The sequence below is a fragment of the Variovorax sp. EBFNA2 genome, from assembly GCF_033802765.1.
Taxonomy (GTDB): domain Bacteria; phylum Pseudomonadota; class Gammaproteobacteria; order Burkholderiales; family Burkholderiaceae_C; genus Variovorax; species Variovorax paradoxus_H.
In genome coordinates this window covers 2690469-2711355 of sequence record NZ_CP138496.1, presented here as the reverse complement: position 1 = coordinate 2711355, position 20887 = coordinate 2690469, and the positions used below count along the sequence as shown (strand labels likewise).

The following is a 20887-nucleotide window of genomic DNA, read 5'->3' as shown; positions in this document are numbered from 1 at the left end:
CTCAGCGCCGCGGTGCTTTCGCCGCCCCCGGCAGCGCCGCCACGCGCTGTGCCAGGAAGTCGACCAGCACCTGCACCCGCAGCGGCAACTGCCGGCGCGGCGCGTACAGCAGGTGCAGTTCCTGCGCCGGCCCCGTGTGTCTTGCGAGCACGCGCACCAGTCGCCCTTGCGCGAGCAGCTCGGCCACCATCCACGTGGGCTGCAATGAAATGCCCGCGCCCGCCAGCACGCTGTCGAGCAGCGCCACGGCGTTGTTGACGCGGTAGCGGCTGCGCACCGGCACGGCGACCGCGCCGTCGGGGCCCGTGAGCAGCACGCCGTCGTCGCCCGCCGCATAGCGCAGGTAGTCGTGGGCCAGCAGATCGTGCGGTGTGCGCGGCTTGCCGCGTGCGGCCACGTACTCAGGCGACGCGACGAGCACGCGCGGCCAGCTGCCAAGGTGGCGCGCGACAAGGTCCGGCGGCAACGCGCCGCCGACGCGCAGCGAGACGTCGATGCGCTCCTCGCGCGGATCGACGAAGCGGTCGTCGAGCACCAGCTCGAGTTCGATGTCGGGGTACAGTCGCAGGAACTCGACCGCCATCGCGTTGAGGTGCCGCTGCCCCAGTGTGACCGGCGCGCTCAGGCGCAGCAGGCCGCGCGGTTGCTGCACCTGCGCGCGTGCATCGGCCACGGCGTCGCCGTAGTCCTCGAGCATGCGGCGCGCGCGCTCGTGGAAACGCTGGCCCTCTTCGGTGAGGCTCAGGCCCGTGGCCGCGCGGCGCAGCAACCGCACGCCCAGCGAGCGCTCCAGCCCAGCGACCAGCTTGCTCACGGTGGGCTGCGTGGTGTCGAGCGCGCGGGCCGCGCCCGAGAGACTGCCGAGCTCGACGCTGTGCACGAAGGCGGAGAGTGCGCGAAGGGTGTCCATGGATGCTCATTCGAATCGGGAATGCGATGCATGCCATTTTGCCCTCTACCCCTCGCGATTCGAATGAAAGAAAGTTCGCCCATCGACGCTTCTTTCATTCACTCAAGGACATTTCACATGACCACTTCGCGACTCACATCGATCCTGCGCCAGGGCGCGCTCGCCCTCTCCTTCGCGGCTGCCGCCACCGCTTCCGTGGCCGGGCCCACGCACTGGAGCCCCAGCTGGATGGCTGCGACCCAGCCGCTGTGGGACGAGCGCTTCGTGCTGCCCCTCGGCATTCCCGCCCGCTTCGAGCGGCAGACGCTGCGCCAGGTCGCGCGCCTGAGCATCGGCGGCACGCGGCTGCGCGTGGTGATCAGCAACGAAGGCGGCACCATGCCGCTGCACATCAGCGCCGCCCGCGTGGCCCGCCATGCGAGCGGCTCGGCGATCGTCGAGGGCACCGACCGCGTGCTGCGCTTCGGGGGCAGGACCGATGTGACCGTGCCGCCCGGCGCGCGCCTCGTGAGCGACCCGGTCGACCTGGCGCTGCCCGCGCTGAGCGAAGTGGCCGTGTCGCTTTATCTGCCCACGCCCAGCCAGCCCGCGGGCTTTCACTTCGATGCGCGGCAGACGCTCTACATCGCCGACGGCGACCAGAGCGCCGCCACCCGGTTGCCGGCGTCGGCCACGCCGTGGAGCACCCGCGTCTACGTGAGCGGCCTGATCGTCGAGACGCCGCAGGCGCCGGTCACCGTCGTCGCGCTCGGCGACTCGATCACCGATGGCAACGGATCGACACCCGGCGCCCACACGCGCTGGCCCGACGCGCTGGCCGAACGGCTCGCGCCGCGCGGCGTGGGCGTGCTCAACGCCGGCATCTCGGGCGGACGGTTGCTGAAGGACGGCATGGGCCGCGCGGCGCTCGAACGCGCAGGCCGCGACGTGTTCGCGCAGCCCGGCGTGCGCGCGATGGTCGTGCTGCTCGGCACCAACGACATCGGCTGGCCCGGCGGCCCCTTTGCGCCGCACGAACCCGTGGTGCGCGCCGAGGAAGTGATCCAGGGCTTTCGCCAGCTGATCGAGATGGCCCATGCCCACAACGTGCGCATCGTCGGCGCAACGATTCCGCCCAACGAGCGCGCCCTCGAAGGCACGCCGCTGGCCGGCCACCATTCGCCCGAAAAAGACACCGTGCGCCAGACCGTGAACCGCTGGATTCGCGAAGGCGGCGCCTTCGATGCGGTGGTCGATGTCGATGCGCTGCTGCGCGATCCGGCCCGGCCGGCCCGCCTGAAGACCGCCATGGATTCGGGCGACCACCTGCATCCCGGCGATGCGGGCTACAAGGCCATGGCCGCAGCCATCGACCTCGACGCCTTGCTGGGCAGCGATCGTTAAAAGACTGCAAATTTACTGTACATAAATACAGTCTTTTCTCTAGAATGGCTCGTCTCCAAGAACAACATTCGAGGCGACGCCATGACCACCGCCAACCCGCCTGCGCCCTCCGCGCAGGTGCTTTTTTTCTCCTCGCGGCAGCATCCGTTGCAGTCGCGTCCGCGCACCACCGGCAAGACAGGCCGGATTTCGACCTGGCCCTTCCGCGTCACCCGCGAGCACGGCCACGACGACAGCAACGAACAGGATGACATCCGCGTTCAGGCGGCGCGCGTCATCCGGACGACGGCCGCGCATTGGTGGCCGCCGGAGCCCTGAACCGCCTTTTCATCCTTCTTCCCCCGGAGAACTGCAATGGACGACTTCAACCGTGGCGATGAGTTTGCGAACGAGCCCGAACCCGACTGGGATTCCCCCTCTTTCGAGAGGCAACGCCACCTTCTCATCGCGCTGTTTCCCGAGCCCGACGTGCAAGCGGCGATCGAAGCGCACCGCAAGGAATGGATCTGGCCGAAGGGCCACTACTTTCCGCGCAGCCCGCGACTGCACCTGACGCTCCACTGCTTCGGCGACCAGCCCCAGGATGTCGAGAAACGCCTGCGTGAAGCGCTCGCCCAGGTTCGGGTGCCGCCCATGAATCTCGTGCTCGACAGCTCGCGCACATGGCGCAACGACATCGCGGTGCTGCAGCCCGCCGAGCACGGCGCCTTGCGCACCCTGCATGCGGACATCGGTCGTGCGGTCCAGAAGGCAGGCATCGTCACGGAAACGCCGACGTTCACACCGCACATCACCATCGCCCGGCGCACCGAGGGCGCGGCCTACCCGATGCGCCTGCCGCCGATCCCGTGGCGCGTGAGGAGATTCCTGCTCGTGCGCTCCTTCACTTCGCATCCCGTCGAGCACAAGGTGCTGGCCACTTACGAAGCCGACGAAGAAGACAAAGAAGACGCCGTCTGACAACGGCCGGCGGGCTTTCGTGGCCTTATCGGGTGAGACAATTTTCGGCGCCCATCGAACCCACGCCACGCCCGCCGCATGCTGACACCACCCGATATCGCTCCCGACGCCGTTCAAGCGTGCCTTGCCGAAACCTACGGCCTGCAAGCGGCACGCGCCGAATTCCTGCCGCTGGGCGCCGACATCGATTCGGCCGCGTTCCGCATCGAGACGCCGGACGGTCGCGTGCATTTCCTGAAACTGCGCCGTGGCGGTTTCAATGCCGCCGTGGTCGATGTGCCGGCCTTCCTGCATCACACGCAAGGCATCGACGCCGTGATGGCGCCGCTGCCCACGCTGACGCAGCAACTCAGCGTGCAAGTCCATGGCTTCGACTGGGCGCTCTATCCCTTCTTCGACGGCGCCGACGGTTTCACGCGCACGCCGACCGATGGGCAATGGACCGCGCTCGGCACAGCGCTCAACGCCATCCATCGCACCACGCTGCCCGAACCGCTGCTCGCCAACCTGCCGCGCGAAAGCTATTCGCACCATTGGCGGGAAGGCGTGCGCGGCTACCAACGCCGCTTCATCAACGGCGTGGCGGGCGACGATCTCGTGGCGCGCTTCCTTGCCTTCTGGGACGCGCACGACGAGGAGATTGACTCGATCGTCTACCGCAGCGAACAGCTCGCCTCGATCCTGCTCGAGAGGTCGCTGCCGCAGGTGCTGTGCCATTCCGACCTGCACGCGGGCAACGTGCTGCTGGGCGACGACGACCGCCTGTGCATCGTCGACTGGGACACGCTGATCGTCGCGCCGAAGGAGCGCGACCTGATGTTCATCGGCGGTGGTGTCGGCGGCGTGTGGAACCAGCCACGTGAAGAAGCGCTGTTCTTTCAGGGTTACGGAACGAAGGAGGCGGTCGATGCGCTCGCCCTCGCCTACTACCGCCACGAGCGCATCGTGCGCGACCTGCTCGAGTTCTGCGACCAGATGTTCGACGCGCAGGCCAGCCGCGACGACCGCGAGGAAGGGTTGCGCCAGATGGCGAGCCAGTTCGAACCGGGCAATGTGGTCGCCGTCGCGCACCAGGACTACGACGCGATCACCTGACGAGTGCCGGCAGGGTCAGATCAGCAGGTCTTGCGCGTCGTCCTCGAAGCCCGCCACGGGCTGCGCCTTGGCGAGTGCCAGCCACACCGAAAAAGGAATGCGCTCGAAGGCGCGGTGCACCGCGGCGCGCGCCACTACGAGGCGGTCGCCCTCGAGCACCATCACGCCGCACCCGGCCGGAATTTCGTCGGGTGACGCGATGCAGCGGCCCTTGGCGTCGTTGCCCAGCACGTACCAGCACTCGCCGCCCAAGTCGAGGTAGGCCGCGCGCTTGTCGGGCTTGCGCAGGTCGCCCAGCAAGTCGGCGCGGCTCACCTTCACCTCGTGCACGATGGGATGCGCATAGGCCTCGACGCTGGTGTTGCGGATCGAAAACACGTCGGGCCGCGCCATGCACCAGCGCGGCTTGCCGCCCTCTTCGAGCGGCGGCAGGCGGGCGCGCAGGCCGAGGCCGCGCCAGGCGATGCGGCCGCCGCGCGTCATCTCGCGCGCCACGCGCTCCACCAGCGCCTCGTGCGGCGTCAGCGCCGCGCGGTTGAGGGTGAGCGTGGTCGCGATGCGCGCAATGCCGGCATCGGTCACGCGCAGCGTCTCGTGGCCGAGGCCGCTGCGCACGCGTTCCAGGAAGCCGCCCGCGAGCAGTTCGACCTCCATGGGATCGCAGCAGGGCCAGCCGGCCGAACGGTAGATCTCGCGCAGACGCCGTGCGTGCAGCTTGCCGAACGGCACCGTGGGCACCGCCGTCTGCATGGGCGGCGGCTCTGTCACCGGCGGCGGAAAACCGGGGTCCGTCACGGGCGGCAGCGCCGGCGGCGGATCGCCCTCGGGCGGCAGCCCGGGCGGCGGTGGTGGCGGCATGGGCACCGGCACATCGGGCGCGGGCGGCGGCGGGCCAATCGGCGTGGCGACGACGTCATCGGCAAAAGCGGTTGCGGCGAGTGCGGACATGGCAGGAACAGGTTAGCGAAAAGTAAGGGCCGACGCGAGGCATGGAACGATCGGTTGCATTCGTCGTTCGTCGGGACCGCGTCAGTGGAAGTCGCGGCTGGTGTTGCTCTGCGCCAGCCGACCCATGAGCGGCGTCAGGTCCTTGAAGCCGGTGGCGACCAGGTGCTGCACCTTGCCGCCGCTGTCGTCGTCGCGCTGCCAGGTGCCCTGCACCGCGAGCAGGTGCGACTTCAGCAAGGGCTCGCGCCAGGCCTCGATGACATGGCTCCAGACGATCACGTTGACGTTGCCGGTCTCGTCTTCGAGCGTGACGAAGATGGTGCCGTGGGCGGTGCCGGGCCGCTGCCGGCCCTTGACGATGCCGCAGGCGCGCACGGTGCGGCCGGTGGGCTGCGCACGCAACTCCTCCGCGCTCATGAGCTTCATACGCGCCAGGCGCGGGCGCAGCAGCGCGAGCGGATGGCGGCGCAGCGTGAGGCCCAGCGCCGCATAGTCGCCGACGATTTCCTCGCCCTCGGGCGCGGCCGGCAGCAACAAGGCCTGCTCGTGGATCGGCACGCCCTTGAGCAGGGCCGGCGCGCGGCGCTGCGCCGTGGCGTCCCACACCTGCTGGCGGCGATGGCCCGAGAGCGACATCAGCGCATCGGCCGCGGCGAGCGCGGCCATGTCCTTGCCGTCGAGTTCGGCGCGCAGGGCGAGGTCTTCGGTGCTGGTGAACGGGGCCTGTTCGCGCGCTTTCAGCAGGCGTTCGACACCCTCCTTGGAAAGGCCCGAAATGCGGTTCAGCCCGAGCCGCACCGCGGGCTGGTTCTCGTGGCCCAGGCGCTCGGCGTAGCGTGCGTCGGTGCCTGGCGGCATGCGCGGCGCATCGGGGGCGCGGGCCTCGAGCGTGGTGTCGTAATCGCTGTGCGTGACATCGACCGGGCGCACCTCGACGCCATGGCGGCGCGCGTCCTGAACGAGCTGCGAAGGGCTGTAGAAGCCCATGGGTTGGGAGTCGAGCAATGCGGCGAGGAAGCAGGCGGGCTCGTGGTTCTTGAGCCAGCTGCTCACGGTGACCAGCAGCGCGAAGCTCGCGGCATGGCTCTCGGGAAAGCCGTAGTCGCCGAAGCCGAGGATCTGCTTGAAGATGGCTTCGGCGAAGGACTCCTTGTAGCCGTTGTCCACCATGCCTTTCACGAGCTTCGCGTGGAATTTCTCGAGGCCGCCCTTGCGCTTCCATGCGGCCATGGCCCGTCTCAATTGATCGGCTTCGTCGGCGCTGAACTTGGCCGCGATCATGGCGATCTGCATCACCTGCTCCTGGAAGATCGGCACGCCCAGCGTGCGCCCGAGTGCTTCTTTCAGCTGTTCCTTCTCGTAGTGGATCGGCAAGCCCTTGCGCACACGCTCGCGCTGCTTGAGATACGGATGCACCATGCCGCCCTGGATGGGCCCGGGCCGCACGATCGCGACCTCGATCACCAGGTCTTCGTAACAGCGCGGCTTCAGGCGCGGCAGCATCGACATCTGCGCCCGGCTCTCGATCTGGAACACGCCGACGGTGTCGGCATCGCAGATCATGTCGAACACCTTGGGGTCGTTATGGGGAACATCGTGCATCTGCACCATCGAGCCCCGCCAGCGGTTCATGTGATCGAGTCCGCGGCGGATGGCGCTGAGCATGCCGAGCGCGAGCACGTCGACCTTGAGCATGCCCATGGCTTCGAGGTCGTCCTTTTCCCACTGGATGACGGAGCGGTCTTTCATCGACGCCTTCTCGACCGGCACCAGCCGCGTGAGCCTGGTGTGCGTGAGCACGAAGCCGCCGACGTGCTGGCTCAGGTGGCGCGGAAAGCCCTTGAGCCGCTGCGTCATCTCGATCCACTGGACGAGCTTGAGCTCGTCTTCTTTCACGCCGACGCGCGCACATGCGGCATTCAACTGTTCGCCGAGCACGGCATCGTCGAACCAGTAGTGGTCCTTGGCGAATTCGTCGACCAGCCGCTCGTCGATGCCGATGGCCTTGCCGACATCGCGCAAGGCGCTGCGGGAGCGATAGCAGATGACGACAGCGGCGATGGCGGCGCGCTCGCGGCCGTATTTTTCGTAGATGTACTGGATGACTTCTTCGCGGCGCTGGTGTTCGAAATCGACGTCGATGTCGGGCGGCTCGTGACGATGGCGACTCAGGAAGCGCTCGAACAGGAGGTGGCTTTTTTCAGGAGAGATCGCGGTGATCCCGAGGCAATAGCAGACGACGGAATTGGCCGACGACCCGCGCCCCTGGCAAAGAATTTTTTTCGAACGCGCAAAGCTCACGATGTTCTCCACGGTGAGAAAGAACATCTCGTATTCGAGCTCGCGGATCAGGTCCAGCTCTTTGTGCAACTGCGCACGCACGCCATCGGGAATGCCGCCTGGATATCGCTCCTGCGCCCCCGCCCACGTCTTGCGCGCCAGCGTCTGCGTCGCCGTCTCGTTGCTGCCCAGCATTTCCAGCGGGTACTTGTAGTTCTCGCGGATCACCGCCGGATCGAAGCTGCACCGCTGCGCCACCACCCGCGTGTTCGCCAGCATCCCGGGCAGATACAGCTCGGCCAGCCGAACCCGCTGCCGCAGATGCCGCTCCGCATTCGACTGCAGCGCAAAGCCGCACTCGGCCACGGTCTTGCCTTCGCGCACGGCCGTCAGCACGTCGTGCAATGGCTTGCGGCTGCGCGCATGCATGTGCACATCGCCGGCCGCCACGAGCGGCACGCCGGTCTGCTCGCTCGCCTGCATCAACGTGACGAACCAGAGGTCGTCGTCGAGCTCGTTGAGCATTTCCACTGCCAGCCATAGGTTGCCCGCGTACAGCGCCTTGGCGGCCAGCAGGTCTTCGTGCAGCGTGGCGACATCCATCGCGCCGCCGGGTTCGCGGTGCGGCACGAAAAGCACCTGGCAGTTCTGCAGCGAAGCGACGTCGCTGTCTTCCCAACTCACGCGGTACTCGCCCTTGGGCAGCTCGGTGTTGCGCGCGGCGGTGATGAACTCGCAGAGGTTGCCCCAGCCCTCGGTGTCGTTCGCGATCACCACGAGCTTGAAGCGCTCGAAGCGGAACTCGCTGCCGAACAGCAGGCGGAAATCGAGGTTGCGCGGAATCGGCGGCTCGTCGGGATGCTCGCGTTCGTATTCGTCGAGCGTGTGTTCCATGTCGCGCCGGCAGACGTAGGCCCGCACGATCCCGGCCACCGAGCACTCGTCGGTGATCGCCAGCGCCGCATACCCCAGTTGGTAAGCGCGCTCGACCACTTCTTCCGGCGTCGACGCGCCACGCTGGAAGCTGAAGTTCGTGAGGCAGTGCAGCTCGGCATAGTCCGGCAAGGTCGCCGCGGTGTGCTTGCGCAACGGCACCGGCAGCGCATGCACCTTGGCAGGCTGGCGCTTGCGCTCTTCCTTGGCGCTCAGGTCAGGCATAGAACCCCTGCAGGTACCAGCGCACTTCGCCCGAAGAAAACCGCGCCGAAGGCCGTTCGCGAAAGATCCACACCAGACCGGCTTCAGGGCTTTCGGCCACGTAGTAATCGCGCATCGCCGGCTGGCCGCCGTCTTCCTTGCCGCCCCACCAGCCGGCCTCGACGCGCTGCGGCCCGATCAGCTTGCTCAGCGGGCCGCGATAGCACGGGCGCTCGCCGTCCATCTCGAGCAAGAGCGGTTCGGGCAGCAGCCACGGCGGATAGATCGCATCGGGCTGCGAGGCGGCGGCCTTCGCTTCCTTGCGCACCTTGTCGGGCACGGCCTTCTCTTTCTGCAGAGCGGGTCGCCAGGCCTGCTTGCGCTCGGGCCGATGGTCGGCCTGGGCGCAGGGCACCACCACCTGGTGCGCGCCCAGCCGCACGCTGAGGCGCTCGACCATCTCGTGCAGCTTGTCGCCCTTGCGGTTGTCCTCGGGCAGGAAGCTGGTGCTGGCGCCGGCCCACGGATCGGTTTCGAGCGTGCGCAACTGGAGCCAGTTCGCGGGCGCCGCGAGCGTGGTGAGCGCGAGTTTTTCGGACAGCAGGCGGCGCAGATGCGCCATGTCCTGCGTGGGCTCGGCCGTGCGCACGGCGAGCTGCTGGTGCGGCGGCAGGTTCACGCCGTTGAAGCGCTTGAGGTCGAGCGTCCACTGCAGCTCGAGCGCACGCGCGCCGCGCTGGCGGGCGCGCAGCCAGATCTGCAGCGCCGAGAGCAGGCGGTTGGCCGACCACATGAGTTCCGGCGCGGTCTCGGCGAGCGCGGGCAGTTCGAGCTTCTGCTCGAACACGTCGGGCAGCGTGAGCCAGTCGTGGCCCTCGGGACGCAGGCCCCAGGCCGTGTCGAGCGCTGTGCGCAGCTCGGTGCCGAAGCGCCGCGTGAGGCCGCCGCGCGGCAAGGCGGCCACCTCGCCCCAGGTGCGGCAACCGAGGCGCGCGAGCAGGTCGAGGTGCGGGCGGGCGGCGGTGAGCGTGTCGAGGGGCAGGCCGGCCGGCATGTCCTTGGGGCGGTCCTCGTTGCGCTCGAACAGGCGCAGCCGCGCGAGCGCGATCAGGCTCGTGGCGCCCTGCGCGCCGAGCATGCGCACGTCGGGCGCGGGATTGGCGGCGACCAGCTGGCGCATCAGCTGCAGACGGCCGCCCCACAAACGCTCGCAGGCCGAGACTTCGAGCATGAGCGCTTCGTCCTGCCAGGCCACGTGCGGTGTGTATTCCAGCGCCCACCAGCCCAGCGCCTCAGGCGGGGGCAGCTGCGGTGCGTCGGGCGCGTCGGCTTCAGGCGACCACCGCAATGCGATCCAGTGCATGGGGGCCTCCTTTCCACGCGTCGATGTGCACCACGGTCGCGGTCGTTGCCGAGTCGCCGACAGGCACGGTGCCCTGCTGTTGCAGCCGCAGCTTGCGGCGCAGCCGGGCGGCGGCCAGCAACGCGGCCATGCGCTCGTTGCGCGCCGGCAGCATCACCGGCGCGGCCAAAGGCGGACCGCGGCGCTTGAGGATGCGCAATTTGATCTGCGATGCATCGGCTTCGCAGCTTTCGACCTGCAGGCGAAGCCGCGCAGGCGACGCGCCCTGCGCCGCCGCTTCGGGCCGGCACACGAAGAGCAGCACCTCGTGCTGCGCGGCCGCGAGCTGCAGCCGCCGCAGTTCGCCCACGCGGGCTTGCGGCAGCCACGCGACAACGGCCGCGACCTCGGCGCAACGCAGCGCCTGCTCGCAGGCCCAGAGCCGCGCGGCGGGCGCGTCGCTCTTGACCCACATCAGCGCTTCCACCGGCAGGCCCTGCGCGGCGAGCGCAGCGCCGCAGGGTTCATAAGGGGCGCCGACCAGCACCACCGGCCCGCCGCGCGCCTGCACCGCCTGCGCCAGCGCGGGCAGCAGCAGCCGCCACACATGCGCTTCGGGCGCGCTTTGCAACAGCTCCGTCATCGCCCCGACCGGCCAGCCGCCGCCGGGCAGCTCGGCGTCGAGCGCGCCATGGCCGGTGGCCACGACCTGCGCGTCGGCCAGGCCGAGTTCGTCGGCATGCCAGACGCCGCGGCCGGCGGCGGTGGAAAAGGAGTCGAGGAAAGGGAGGCCCATGATTGCAACTGTTAACTGTATTTTTATACAGCATTTCCCAGGTCGCAACCAGAGAACGATTTACCTGCGAAGGCCAGCGCCTTAAGATCTGTTTGTTAACAATTTGTGACCATGATCCACAAAAAGATTCAATTGCTGGCTTCGGCCTTCGCCGCCCTCGCCTTCACGGTGGCTCCCGCCGCGCAGGCGCAGACCGCCAAGCCGCTGCTGATCGGCCAGACCTACGTGCAGACCGGCCCGCTCGCGTCGCTGTCGACCGAGCCGCTCGTGGGTATCCGCGCCATGTTCACCGCGCTGAACGCCAGCGGCGGCATCAACGGCCGGCCGGTCGAGCTGCGCCAGCTCGACGACGCCTACGACCCCGCCAAGGGCGCAGAGAACGTCAAGGCCTTCGCGCGCGACGGCGCCGTCGGCGTGCTGATGCCCATCGGCACCTCGTCGGCGGTCGGCGCGCTGAAGGCGGCCAACGAGCTAAAGATTCCCGTCGTCGGCCCGTACACGGGCGCGGGCCCGGTGGTGAAGTTCAGCGAATACGGCTTTCCGGTGCGCATCAGCTTCGACGAGGAATACAGCCGCATCGTGAACCACCTCTTCACGATCGGCCTGTCGCGCATCGCCTTCGCGCACAACGACAACCCCGGCGCGCGCTCGGCGATGGAGAGCACGCAGAAGTTCATTGCCGAACGCGGCGACAAGATGGTCGGCAGCGTGGCCATCAAGAACGACGGCTCCGATGCGGCCGAACGCGCCGCGGAGCTGGCCAGGCTCAAGCCCAAGGCCGTGGTGCTGTCGGCCACCAACGACGTGGCGGCCAAGTTCATCTCGGCCTACCGCGCAGCCGGCGGCGAGACGGCGTTCTATTCGTTCTCTTTCCTGAACGGGCAGAAGCTCTTCCAGGACATCAAGAAGGACGCGGCCGGCGTGGTCATCTCGCAGGTCGTGCCCTACCCCTGGAACAGCGCGATGCCCGTCATCGCCGAGTACCAGGCGGCGATGAAGAAGATCGGTGCGACCGAGTTCAGCTACGCGAGCCTGGAGGGCTACGTCACTGCCAAGGTCATGGTCGAAGGCCTGAAGCGCGCGGGCGCGAACCCCACGCCCGAGTCGCTGCAGAAGGGCCTGGAGTCGTTCAAGACGCTCGACCTCGGCGGCATCGCCGTGTCGTACCGGCCCGGCGAACACCGCGGGCTGACCTTCTCCGAGCTGTCGATGCTCAAGGCCGACGGGCGCTACCTGCGCTGAGGGCTTCCGCTCGCGGGCCTCGCGGGCGCAGAATTTCGTTCGTGACGACGCCCATGCCCACCACGAACGAGCCCCGCCTTCCTGCCCTGACACGCGCGCAGCTGCTGCGGCTCGGCGCGGCCCTGTGCGCGGGCGTCGTGCTCCCCTCCTTCGCCCAGCAGCAACCGAGCAGGCCCGCGATGCAGATGACCACCCGCCCCATTCCCTCCACGAAGGAAGCCCTGCCGGTCGTCGGCTGCGGCACCTGGATCGGCTTCGACCAGCGCTCCGGCACCGACGGGTACCAGCGCCTGCCCGGTGTGCTCGAGGCGCTCTTCGCTGCCGGCGGCACGGTGATCGACAGCTCGCCGATGTACGGCCGCTCCGAGGAAACCACCGGCGAACTGCTGGCCGCAGCGAAGCCACGCACCAGGCCCTTCCTCGCCACCAAGGTCTGGACCTCGGGCCGCGACGCCGGCATCGCGCAGATGGAGCAGTCGTTCGCGCGGTTGCGCACGCAGCAGATCGACCTGATGCAGGTGCACAACCTCGTCGACTGGCGCGCCCACCTCGCCACGCTGCGCGGCTGGAAAGACAAGGGCCGCGTGCGCTACATCGGCATCACGCACTACACCGCCTCGGCCTACGGCGAGGTCGAGGCCGTGCTGCGCGCCGAGACGCTCGACTTTGTGCAGATCAACTACTCGCTCGACGCGCGCGAGGCCGAACAGCGCCTGCTGCCGCTCGCGGCCGAGCGCGGCGTGGCGGTGATCGTCAACATGCCCTTCGGCGGCGGCGGTTTGCTGCGGCGCCTGCGCGACAAGCCGCTGCCCGCCTGGGTCGGCGAGATCGGCTGCACGAGCTGGGCGCAGGTGCTGCTGAAGTTCGTGCTGAGCCACCCGGCCGTGACCTGCGCGATCCCCGGCACGAGCCGCGCCGAGCACATGGCCGACAACGCCGCGGCCGGCGCAGGCACCTTCCCCGATGCGGCGTTCTGGCGCCGGCATGCAGGCGCCCTGGGCCTCTGAAAGTCAGCCGAAGAATTTCAGCAGCTGCGCGTTGACCGCGTCGGCGCGCTCGTACTGCACCCAGTGCCCCGCGCCATCGATCACCACGCCTTCGCGGCCCGGCCCTTCGCTGGCCAGCTGCGCCACCAGCGGACGCGGGTCGGCGGTGACGTCGAACTCGCCCCACAGCAACAGCGTCGGCACGCCCAGCGTGTCGATCGCGGTCTGCAGCCCGCCCGAGAGCGACACCTCCTTGCTGCGAAAGCGCGTGCCGTGGCACGAGAGGTCGTGGATCTCGAAGGCCAGCGGATCGATGGCGGCCGCCTCGTGCAGCATCAGCGCGCCCAGGTTGTGCATGAGCGCGGCGCGCTCGGTCTCGCGGTCAGGGGCGGCGCGCCAGTTGATCATCTCGACCGTCATGCGGCGCAAGGTGCCGTGGCCGCCGCTGCCCATCAGCGCCAACCGGCGGATGGCGCCGCGCCGCACCGCGAAGCGCGCGGCGGTGAGCCCGCCGAACGAGAAGCCGCCGAGGTCGATGGGCGTGCCGGCGCCGATGAGCGCATCGAGCGTGCCGCCGAGCGCAGCCAGCAGCGGCACCAGCGCGTCCTCGCCCGGCGCCACGCGCGGCAGCGCATCTGAATCGTGAAAGCCGGGCATGTCGGGCAGGAGCAGCGTGCGTTCGGCCGACAGGGCCTCGGCATTGCGCAGCCAGTGCATCCAGCTGCCGTGGCCGCCGTGCAGCAGCACGATGGGCGGTTGCGTCGTGTCGGTGCCGAAGCGGCGCCAGCGCACGCGCACGCCGTCGTGCACCGGGTGGTGCGAGGTGGACAGGGCTTCGATGCGGGCGATCAGGCGCCGGGCTTCGGCGGATTCGGTGGGGGTGGGAAGAGCGGGCGTGGGCATGGGTTCATTTTGCCGCGCGCTCCCCGTGTGATCAGGCCGCGCCGAAGCGGTAGCTCGACACCACGAGCCCGCCCATGAAGGCGTCCTCGTGGTAGACGCGCTCGCCGGTCTCGCCTTCGGCCGCACCCACCGCGACCATCAGCGGGATCAGGTGCTCCTCGCGCGGATGCGCCACGCGCGCCGACGGGGCCGAGGCCCAGTCCTGCAGGCGCTGCACGCGCGATTGCGGCGTGGCCTGCACAGCCGTTTCGTCGAGCCAGTCGCCGAAGGCCTTCGACACGCCGTGCGCCTGCGGGCCGAAGTTGCGCAGGTTGTGATAGCTCAGGCCGCTGCCGACGATGAGCACGTTCTCGTCGCGCAGCGGTGCGATGGCGCGGCCCAGCGCGATGTGCTCGGCCGGGTCGAGCCCGCGTCGCAGCGACAGCTGCACCACCGGCACGTCGGCGTTCGGATAGATCGCGGCCATCGGCGCGAACATGCCGTGGTCATAGCCGCGCTCGGGGTCGATCTGCGCCGGCAGGCCGGCGGCGGCGATCAGCGATTGCACGCGCTGTGCGAGTTCGGGCGAGCCCGGAGAGTCGTAGCGCACTTCGTAGGTGTGGGCCGGGAAGCCGCCGTAGTCGTAGATCATGGGCGGGCGCGGGTGGCCCTGCACCGTGAACACGGGCGACTCCCAGTGCGCCGAAACCATGAGGATGGCGCTCGGCGTGCGGCCGATCTGGCGCGGCATGTCGGCCAGCGAGGCGGCGAGCTGGTCGTAGGTCGCGCCCATCTCCTTCTTCATCCAGGGCCAGGGGCCGCCGCCGTGCGAGATGAAGTACGTGGGCAGGCGAGAAAGCGTGGTGTCGTGGGTCAAGTCGATGCTCCTTGAGGGCGTTGGATCGACTGTAGACATTTCCTTTCAGGAAATCGACAGGCTACGATGCATCGAATCATTTCTTCACAGGAAATCATCGATGGACCGCATGACCAGCCTGCGCGTGTTCCGCGAGGTCGTCGAGGCCGGCAGTTTCGTGGCGGCGGCCGAGCGGCTGGGCCTGTCGGCGCCGATGGCCAGCAAGCACGTGGCGCAGCTAGAGAAATCGCTGGGCGCGCGGCTGCTGCACCGCTCGAGCCGTCACCTGAGCCTCACCGAAGCCGGCACCGCCTGGTACGAGCAGAGCCGCCGCGCGCTCGACCTGCTCGACGCGGCCGAAGCCGCCATCGGCCAGACGCGCGACACGCCGCGCGGCCAGCTCAAGGTGAGCGCGCCCGTGTGGTGCGCCACGCCGCGCTTTGCGCGTGTGCTGGCCGACTACCGCGAGACGTACCCCGAGGTGCTGGTCGACATGCACCTGGAAAACCGCAAGGTCGATCTCGCGGCCGACGGCTACGACCTGGCCTTGCGCGCCACGCAGGAGCCCTCGCCCGCGCTCATCGCGCGGCCGCTGTGCCGCGTGCCCTTTCATCTCGTCGGCACGCCGGCCTGCCTGAAGCGCCACGGCGGCGCACCCGCGGTGCCGGCCGACCTCGCGAAGCTGGGCGCGATCGTGCCGAGCTACGTGAACCTGGACAACCTCGCGCTCAAGGGGCCGGGCGGGCGCATGTTTCCGTTGCGGCTCACGCCCGCCATGCGCTCCGACGACACCACGCTCACGCTGCACGCGGTGCGCGCCGACATGGGCATTGCGTACCTGCCCGTGTGGCTGATCGACGACGACCTGGCGCAGGGCCGGCTGGTGCAGCTGCTGCCCGCGTTCGAAGCGACACCGGTCACGTTGTTCGCCGTGTACACGAGCCGGCAGTACATGTCACCCAAGCTGCGAACTTTCATCGACTTCCTGAGCGAGCGATTGGGCGGCATGGAAACAAAGGCAGCACGCGCCGACGACAGCAAGGCGCGCCGCAGCTGAAGACTTGCTGAAGGCGCCGGCCGCGAACGCACCTTTTGGGGGCAAGGTCATGCATGCAGGGCTACAGTCGAAGGCTCTCCTGGAGACCGATTCCTTGTTCCGCTTCTTCGAAAAACTCCTTACTCCCTACCCCGCCGCCGAACCCGCGCTGCCGCCCCAGGGCTTCTTTGCCTTCCTGTGGGCCTGCACGCACGGCGTGCGCGGCAAGATCGCCGCGATGGCGGCGCTCACCGCGGTGATGTCGATCTTCGAGGCCGCGCTGTTCGCGATCCTCGGGCGCATCGTCGACTGGCTGGGCCCGCAGGCACCGTCCACGCTGTGGGCCGAGCGCGGCGACACGCTCATGTGGCTGGCCGCGTTTCTGGTGATCAGCATCGGCGTGGTGGCGCTGCAGACCATCGTGAAGCACCAGACGCTCGCGGTGAACCTGCCGATGCGCCTGCGCTGGAACTTTCACCGCCTGATGCTGGGCCAGAGCATGGCCTTCTACCAGGACGAGTTCGCGGGCCGCATCACGGCCAAGGTGATGCAGACCGCACTCGCGGTGCGCGAAACCGTGTTCGTGCTGGCCGACGTGCTCGTGGCCATGGGCGTGTACGTGGCCACCATGATCATCCTGGTGGGCGTGCTCGACGCGCAGCTGGTGTGGCCCTTCGTGATCTGGCTGGCGCTGTACATCTGCGCCCTCGTCTACTTCGTGCCACGCCTGGGCAAGGTCGGCAAGGCGCAGGCCGACGCGCGTGCGCTCATGACGGGCCGCGTGACCGACGCCTACACCAACATCGCGACCGTCAAGCTGTTCTCGCACACGCAGCGCGAGGCCGGCTTTGCGCGCGACGCGATGCGCGAGTTCATGAAGACGGGCTACGGCCAGATGCGGCTGGTGAGCGCCTTCGAGATCGTCAACCACACGCTGAGCATGGGCCTCACGGCCGGCATGGCGGGCATGGCGCTGTGGCTGTGGTCGCACGGCACGGTGGGCGTGGGCGCGGTAGCCGCCGCCACGGCGATGGCGCTGCGGTTGCAGGGCATGTCGCACTGGATCATGTGGGAGATGACCAGCCTGTTCGAGAACATCGGCACGGTGCAGGACGGCATGAAGACGCTGTCGCGCCCGCGCACGGTGCTCGACGCGGCCGATGCCAGCGTGCTCGACGTGCCGCGCGGCGAAGTGCGTTTCGACAACGCGAGCTTCCGCTATGCGGATGCGGGCCGCCGCGTCATCGACGGCCTGAACCTCGTGGTCAAGCCCGGCGAAAAGATCGGACTGGTCGGTCGCTCGGGCGCCGGCAAGTCGACGCTGGTGAATCTGCTGCTGCGTTTCCATGACCTGGAAAGCGGCCGCATCCTCATCGACGGACAAGACATCTCGAAGGTCACGCAGGATTCGCTGCGCATGCACATCGGCATGGTCACGCAGGACACGTCGCTGATGCACCGCTCGGTGGCCGACAACATCGCCTACGGCCGGCCCGACGCCACGCTGGCGCAGATCGAGGCGGCGGCCAGGCGCGCCGAGGCGCACGACTTCATCCAGACGCTGGGCGATGCGGGCGGGCGGCGCGGCTACGAGGCCCACGTGGGCGAGCGCGGCGTGAAGCTGTCGGGCGGCCAGCGCCAGCGCGTCGCCATTGCGCGCGTGATGCTGAAAGACGCGCCGATCCTGCTGCTCGACGAAGCCACGAGCGCGCTCGACTCCGAGGTCGAGGCCGCGATCCAGCAGAGCCTGTACACGCTGATGGAAGGCAAGACCGTGATCGCCATCGCACACCGGCTGTCGACCATCGCCGCGATGGACCGGCTCATCGTGCTCGACGAAGGCCGCGTCGTCGAAGAAGGCGACCACCGCACGCTGATGGCGCAAGGCGGCCTGTATGCGCGGCTGTGGGCGCACCAGAGCGGCGGCTTCCTCGGCGACGGGCTGGAAGAAGACGAAGCCCTGCGCGCCTGAGCGGGCGTCAGGTCGGCAGCGCGCCGGCCTCGTATTGCGCGGCGAATTCGCCCGTCGGCGAGATCGGCTTGATGATGTCGATCAGCACGCCGTTCGGGTCGCGCGTGATGAAGTGGCGCTGACCAAAGGCCTCGTCGCGCAGCGACAGCAGGATCGGCAGGCCGGCCGCCTTCAGGCGCTCGTGCACCGCGTCGGGGTCTTCCACCTCGAAGTTCAGCAGCAGCCCGCCCGCTACCTGCCCGCGCGCTTCGGCGGGAATCGTCTTGTGGCGGCCGTCGAGCACGGCAAGGTTCACCGAGGCATCGTCCGCCAGCTGCAGGTGCACGTACCAATCGGTCGTGAACAGCGACGCAAACCCGAAATGCGCCTGGTAGAAGGCCGCGGTGCCGGCCACGTCGTTGGTCATGATCACCGGGTAATAGCTCGTCACTTTCATGGGATGGCTCCTTTGCGGATTAAACATACAAACTGAATGTAAGTTAAATATTAATCCACAAACAGACTGCATGTAAATTAGGGTCATGGCAAAAATCCCGGCACGCACCAACCGCGAACGCACCGAAACCACCCGCCTCGCGCTGACCGAGGCGGCCCGCACGCTCTTCGTCCACAAGGGCTACGGCGACACCTCCACGCCCGAGATCGCCATGGCCGCCGGCATCACGCGCGGCGCGCTGTACCACCACTTCAACGACAAGCGCGACCTGTTTCGCCAGGTGCTGCTGCTCGAGGCGCAGGCGGTTGCGGCCGACATCGACGCGGCCACGCCCGACGAACTCGGCCCGCGCGACGCCCTGCTCGTGGGCAGCGAGGCCTATCTGAAAGCGATGACGGTGCCGGGGCGCACCCGGCTGCTGCTGATCGACGGGCCCGCCGTGCTGGGCATGGCGGAGATGATGTCGATGGACGACGCCACATCGGCGAACTCGTTGCGCCAGGGGCTGGCGCGCGCCGGAATGGGCCGGGGCGAGGTGTCGCTCGACGCCCTCGCCCGCCTGCTGTCGGCCGCCTTCGACCGCGCAGCGCTGGAGATCGATGCCGGCGCCGATGCCGCCAAGGTGCGGGCCGCCATGCTGTGGCTGCTCGAGCAGGCGCTCCCGCTCAAGAAAAGCTAGACCGCGCCGCGCCCGCCCATGCGCACGGGCCACTTCGCGACGGTGCCGCGCTGCATCGATTCGAGCGTGGTCTGCGTGAACACGTTGATGCTCACGTGCCGCGCGAGGTAGTGCTCCAGCACCAGCCCCAGCAGGTACGGGCTCGTGCCCGAGAACCCTTCTTCATCGACGCTCAGCGTGCATTGCACGCCGCGCCCGTAGATCAGCGGCCCCGCGCCCGGCAGGCGCCGCGTCACGGGCTCGATGCGCGAGCCGACGAGGCAGTCGATCTGCCGGCGCAGCACGTCGTTGTCGGCCGTGACAAACAGCCGCAGCATGTCGCGCAGCGCCTGCGCGCCCTCGCGGTGCGGCATGTCGGCCAGCGGCAGGTGGTTGAAGCCCAGCTGGCGAATCAGCCGCCACGCGATCTCGCGCTGCGCGAAGGGCGACTTGGGCGTGCTCGGCGGGCGAATGAGGCCCACGGCCGACACCGGGATCGAATCGGCCACCGCGAGGTCGGACTGTCCGTTGCGCGGCACGAGGCACGGCAGGTCGCGGTTGGTGAGCATCGCCTTCACCGACAGGTAGCGCAGGCTCTCGGGGTACGGCGCCTCCTGCTGGTCGACCAGCGACAGGAACACCTCGGTGCCGATGTACGGCGTGCGCGTGCCGTACTTGCGCGCCGTTTCGGACACCAGCCGCGGCTCGCGCCGCACCGAGAAGTAGCGGCCGTGGTTGCCCTCATCTTCGTTGAGCGTCTGGTAGAGCGGGCGGAAGTCGATCTCGGCCGTGGTGCGCGCCTGCTGGCCGGCGATGCGCTGCACCGAATACACCTCGAAATCCATCGGCCGCGAACGGTCGGGCACGAGGTGGAACTCGGTCTGCGCGGTGTCGAGCTCGATGCGGTCGGTGCGTCGCTCGAACAGGTTGACCACCGGCGTGCTGAACAGCGCGAACTGCGCCGCATCGACCAGCGCCCCCAGCGCGCCGGGCGGCTTGCTCAGCAGCACGACGATCTCGACCTCCTTGCCGGCAATGCGCGCCAGCCCCGGCGCGAGCTGCGTGAGCGTGAAGAAGTAGAAGCGCTCGGGGCACGCGAAGTATTCGTGCAGCAGGTTGTGGCCGTGGAAGGTGTTCCACGCCAGCGGCAGCAGGCCTTCGCCCGGCGCCAGCCCTTCGTGCACCAGCGCGCCTTCGGTCACCACATGCGGCCGGTCCATCAGCTGGCCCGGTTCGCCGATGAAGGTCGCGACCGCCGAGGTGTGCAGCAGCTCGAACAGGTGCGACGCCACCTGCTCGTTGCCGCGCAGGTAGATCGGCAACCGGTCAAGCCCGGACAGCGCCGAAAAACCCATCTCGCCCACGATGCGCAGCCGCAGGCGCAGCGCGCCCGTCACCTGCACGTGCGGCGGCACGTAGCGCTCCAGCGCGGGGATGTCGGGCGGCGCGCCGGTGAGCCGCGCCTCGACGATCTCGAAGGGCCACAGCGTCACGTCCTGGCTGGAGCGGAACTCGCACGGCGTCTGCTCGCCCGCGGGCACGCGCGCATGAAAGGCCGTGCCGCGCGGCACCACGAAGCCGCGCGTGAAGTCGCCCTCCTTCACGCTGGGATGCAGCTGCGCCACGGCCATCGACGGCGTGGGGCTCAGGTAGTTGGGATACAGCACCTCGAGCAGGCGCTGCGTGAAGCGCGGAAATTCGGCGTCGAGCTTGATCTGCATGCGCGCCGACATGAAGCTGAACGACTCGATGAGCCGTTCCACATACGGGTCGGCCACCTCGATGCCGTGCATGCCCAGGCGGCGGGCGATCTTCGGGTGCGAGGCGGCGAACTCGCTCGCCGCCTCGCGCATGTAGACGAGTTCCCGGTTGTAGTACTCGAGGAGTTGCGGATCCATGACGGTGAGCCTTCCCTGGCGGGGTGTGAAGTGAAAGAGATGAAAGAAAACGAAAGACGGGTGATCGCGC

General features: G+C 68.7%; 18 protein-coding genes. 9 read left to right on the top strand and 9 right to left on the bottom strand.

All coding sequences use genetic code 11. The features are described from left to right. Position 1: 1 nt before the first annotated feature. Positions 2-910, bottom strand: a complete 909-nt coding sequence (locus RZE79_RS12620) for a LysR family transcriptional regulator (RefSeq protein ID WP_319360679.1) — start codon at positions 908-910, stop codon at positions 2-4. 117 nt (positions 911-1027) lie between these two features. Between RZE79_RS12620 and RZE79_RS12615 the strand changes: the two genes are divergently transcribed. The 4 genes from RZE79_RS12615 (at position 1028) to RZE79_RS12600 (ending at position 4348) form a co-directional block, all read left to right on the top strand. Further along, positions 1028-2293: an SGNH/GDSL hydrolase family protein gene (locus tag RZE79_RS12615; RefSeq protein ID WP_319360678.1), complete on the top strand. Its 1266-nt coding sequence runs from the start codon at positions 1028-1030 to the stop codon at positions 2291-2293. Between the two features lie 81 nt (positions 2294-2374). Then, a complete protein-coding gene (locus RZE79_RS12610) occupies positions 2375-2611 on the top strand; it encodes a hypothetical protein (protein ID WP_099796559.1) in 237 nt (78 codons plus the stop codon). Positions 2612-2647: 36 nt separating this feature from the next. Beyond that, a complete protein-coding gene (thpR, locus tag RZE79_RS12605) occupies positions 2648-3253 on the top strand; it encodes an RNA 2',3'-cyclic phosphodiesterase (RefSeq protein WP_319360677.1) in 606 nt (201 codons plus the stop codon). A gap of 78 nt (positions 3254-3331) precedes the next feature. Next, positions 3332-4348, top strand: coding sequence for an aminoglycoside phosphotransferase family protein (locus RZE79_RS12600; RefSeq protein ID WP_319360676.1), 1017 nt, complete (start codon positions 3332-3334; stop codon positions 4346-4348). Positions 4349-4363: 15 nt separating this feature from the next. Here RZE79_RS12600 and RZE79_RS12595 read toward each other — a convergent pair whose 3' ends face one another. From RZE79_RS12595 to imuA, 4 genes are all read right to left on the bottom strand, one after another. Further along, positions 4364-5296 (bottom strand): hypothetical protein, encoded by a 933-nt coding sequence (locus tag RZE79_RS12595; RefSeq protein ID WP_319360675.1) that lies wholly within the window; start codon positions 5294-5296, stop codon positions 4364-4366. 81 nt (positions 5297-5377) lie between these two features. Beyond that, positions 5378-8734, bottom strand: coding sequence for an error-prone DNA polymerase (locus tag RZE79_RS12590; RefSeq protein ID WP_319360674.1), 3357 nt, complete (start codon positions 8732-8734; stop codon positions 5378-5380). Then, positions 8727-10076 (bottom strand): DNA polymerase Y family protein, encoded by a 1350-nt coding sequence (locus tag RZE79_RS12585; RefSeq protein ID WP_319360673.1) that lies wholly within the window; start codon positions 10074-10076, stop codon positions 8727-8729. Before RZE79_RS12585 ends, RZE79_RS12590 begins: the two co-directional genes overlap by 8 nt. Further along, positions 10045-10851 (bottom strand): translesion DNA synthesis-associated protein ImuA, encoded by an 807-nt coding sequence (gene imuA, locus RZE79_RS12580; protein WP_319360672.1) that lies wholly within the window; start codon positions 10849-10851, stop codon positions 10045-10047. The genes RZE79_RS12585 and imuA overlap by 32 nt, the downstream gene beginning before the upstream one ends. Before the next feature lie 111 nt (positions 10852-10962). On the opposite strand from imuA, the gene RZE79_RS12575 reads away from it, so the two are divergent. Further along, on the top strand, positions 10963-12093 hold the full coding sequence (locus tag RZE79_RS12575) for an ABC transporter substrate-binding protein (protein WP_319360671.1): 1131 nt from the start codon (positions 10963-10965) through the stop codon (positions 12091-12093). Between the two features lie 53 nt (positions 12094-12146). Further along, positions 12147-13100 carry an aldo/keto reductase gene (locus RZE79_RS12570; RefSeq protein WP_373696551.1) on the top strand — a complete coding sequence of 318 codons (954 nt, stop codon included), beginning with the start codon at positions 12147-12149 and terminating at the stop codon, positions 13098-13100. A 3-nt stretch (positions 13101-13103) separates the two neighbouring features. Here the strand turns inward: RZE79_RS12570 and RZE79_RS12565 are convergent, their stop codons facing one another. Next, positions 13104-13982 (bottom strand): alpha/beta fold hydrolase, encoded by an 879-nt coding sequence (locus RZE79_RS12565; RefSeq protein ID WP_319360670.1) that lies wholly within the window; start codon positions 13980-13982, stop codon positions 13104-13106. 31 nt (positions 13983-14013) lie between these two features. After that, entirely contained in the window at positions 14014-14838 is an 825-nt protein-coding gene (locus RZE79_RS12560) for a class III extradiol ring-cleavage dioxygenase (protein ID WP_319360669.1), read from the bottom strand. Positions 14839-14938: 100 nt separating this feature from the next. On the opposite strand from RZE79_RS12560, the gene RZE79_RS12555 reads away from it, so the two are divergent. Continuing rightward, on the top strand, positions 14939-15874 hold the full coding sequence (locus tag RZE79_RS12555; protein ID WP_319360668.1) for a LysR substrate-binding domain-containing protein: 936 nt from the start codon (positions 14939-14941) through the stop codon (positions 15872-15874). 94 nt (positions 15875-15968) lie between these two features. Further along, on the top strand, positions 15969-17825 hold the full coding sequence (locus tag RZE79_RS12550) for an ABC transporter ATP-binding protein (protein WP_194273968.1): 1857 nt from the start codon (positions 15969-15971) through the stop codon (positions 17823-17825). Positions 17826-17832: 7 nt separating this feature from the next. Here the strand turns inward: RZE79_RS12550 and RZE79_RS12545 are convergent, their stop codons facing one another. Continuing rightward, a complete protein-coding gene (locus RZE79_RS12545; protein ID WP_319360667.1) occupies positions 17833-18261 on the bottom strand; it encodes a VOC family protein in 429 nt (142 codons plus the stop codon). A gap of 85 nt (positions 18262-18346) precedes the next feature. Between RZE79_RS12545 and RZE79_RS12540 the strand changes: the two genes are divergently transcribed. Continuing rightward, positions 18347-18940 carry a helix-turn-helix domain-containing protein gene (locus RZE79_RS12540; protein ID WP_319360666.1) on the top strand — a complete coding sequence of 198 codons (594 nt, stop codon included), beginning with the start codon at positions 18347-18349 and terminating at the stop codon, positions 18938-18940. Here the strand turns inward: RZE79_RS12540 and tssF are convergent. Further along, entirely contained in the window at positions 18937-20817 is a 1881-nt protein-coding gene (gene tssF, locus RZE79_RS12535) for a type VI secretion system baseplate subunit TssF (protein ID WP_319360665.1), read from the bottom strand. The genes RZE79_RS12540 and tssF overlap by 4 nt on opposite strands. Positions 20818-20887 lie beyond the last annotated feature (70 nt).

What these genes read in the sequence shown, in the direction of transcription:
- tssF (WP_319360665.1), bottom strand. Translation starts at nt 20,817, where the DNA reads ATGGATCCGCAACTCCTCGAGTACTACAACCGGGAACTCGTCTACATG.
- RZE79_RS12575 (WP_319360671.1), top strand. Translation starts at nt 10,963, where the DNA reads ATGATCCACAAAAAGATTCAATTGCTGGCTTCGGCCTTCGCCGCCCTC.
- RZE79_RS12600 (WP_319360676.1), top strand. Translation starts at nt 3,332, where the DNA reads ATGCTGACACCACCCGATATCGCTCCCGACGCCGTTCAAGCGTGCCTT.
- RZE79_RS12620 (WP_319360679.1), bottom strand. Translation starts at nt 910, where the DNA reads ATGGACACCCTTCGCGCACTCTCCGCCTTCGTGCACAGCGTCGAGCTC.
- RZE79_RS12570 (WP_373696551.1), top strand. Translation starts at nt 12,147, where the DNA reads ATGCCCACCACGAACGAGCCCCGCCTTCCTGCCCTGACACGCGCGCAG.
- RZE79_RS12540 (WP_319360666.1), top strand. Translation starts at nt 18,347, where the DNA reads ATGGCAAAAATCCCGGCACGCACCAACCGCGAACGCACCGAAACCACC.
- RZE79_RS12555 (WP_319360668.1), top strand. Translation starts at nt 14,939, where the DNA reads ATGGACCGCATGACCAGCCTGCGCGTGTTCCGCGAGGTCGTCGAGGCC.
- RZE79_RS12595 (WP_319360675.1), bottom strand. Translation starts at nt 5,296, where the DNA reads ATGTCCGCACTCGCCGCAACCGCTTTTGCCGATGACGTCGTCGCCACG.
- RZE79_RS12610 (WP_099796559.1), top strand. Translation starts at nt 2,375, where the DNA reads ATGACCACCGCCAACCCGCCTGCGCCCTCCGCGCAGGTGCTTTTTTTC.
- thpR (WP_319360677.1), top strand. Translation starts at nt 2,648, where the DNA reads ATGGACGACTTCAACCGTGGCGATGAGTTTGCGAACGAGCCCGAACCC.
- RZE79_RS12565 (WP_319360670.1), bottom strand. Translation starts at nt 13,982, where the DNA reads ATGCCCACGCCCGCTCTTCCCACCCCCACCGAATCCGCCGAAGCCCGG.
- RZE79_RS12585 (WP_319360673.1), bottom strand. Translation starts at nt 10,076, where the DNA reads ATGCACTGGATCGCATTGCGGTGGTCGCCTGAAGCCGACGCGCCCGAC.
- RZE79_RS12545 (WP_319360667.1), bottom strand. Translation starts at nt 18,261, where the DNA reads ATGAAAGTGACGAGCTATTACCCGGTGATCATGACCAACGACGTGGCC.
- imuA (WP_319360672.1), bottom strand. Translation starts at nt 10,851, where the DNA reads ATGGGCCTCCCTTTCCTCGACTCCTTTTCCACCGCCGCCGGCCGCGGC.
- RZE79_RS12590 (WP_319360674.1), bottom strand. Translation starts at nt 8,734, where the DNA reads ATGCCTGACCTGAGCGCCAAGGAAGAGCGCAAGCGCCAGCCTGCCAAG.
- RZE79_RS12615 (WP_319360678.1), top strand. Translation starts at nt 1,028, where the DNA reads ATGACCACTTCGCGACTCACATCGATCCTGCGCCAGGGCGCGCTCGCC.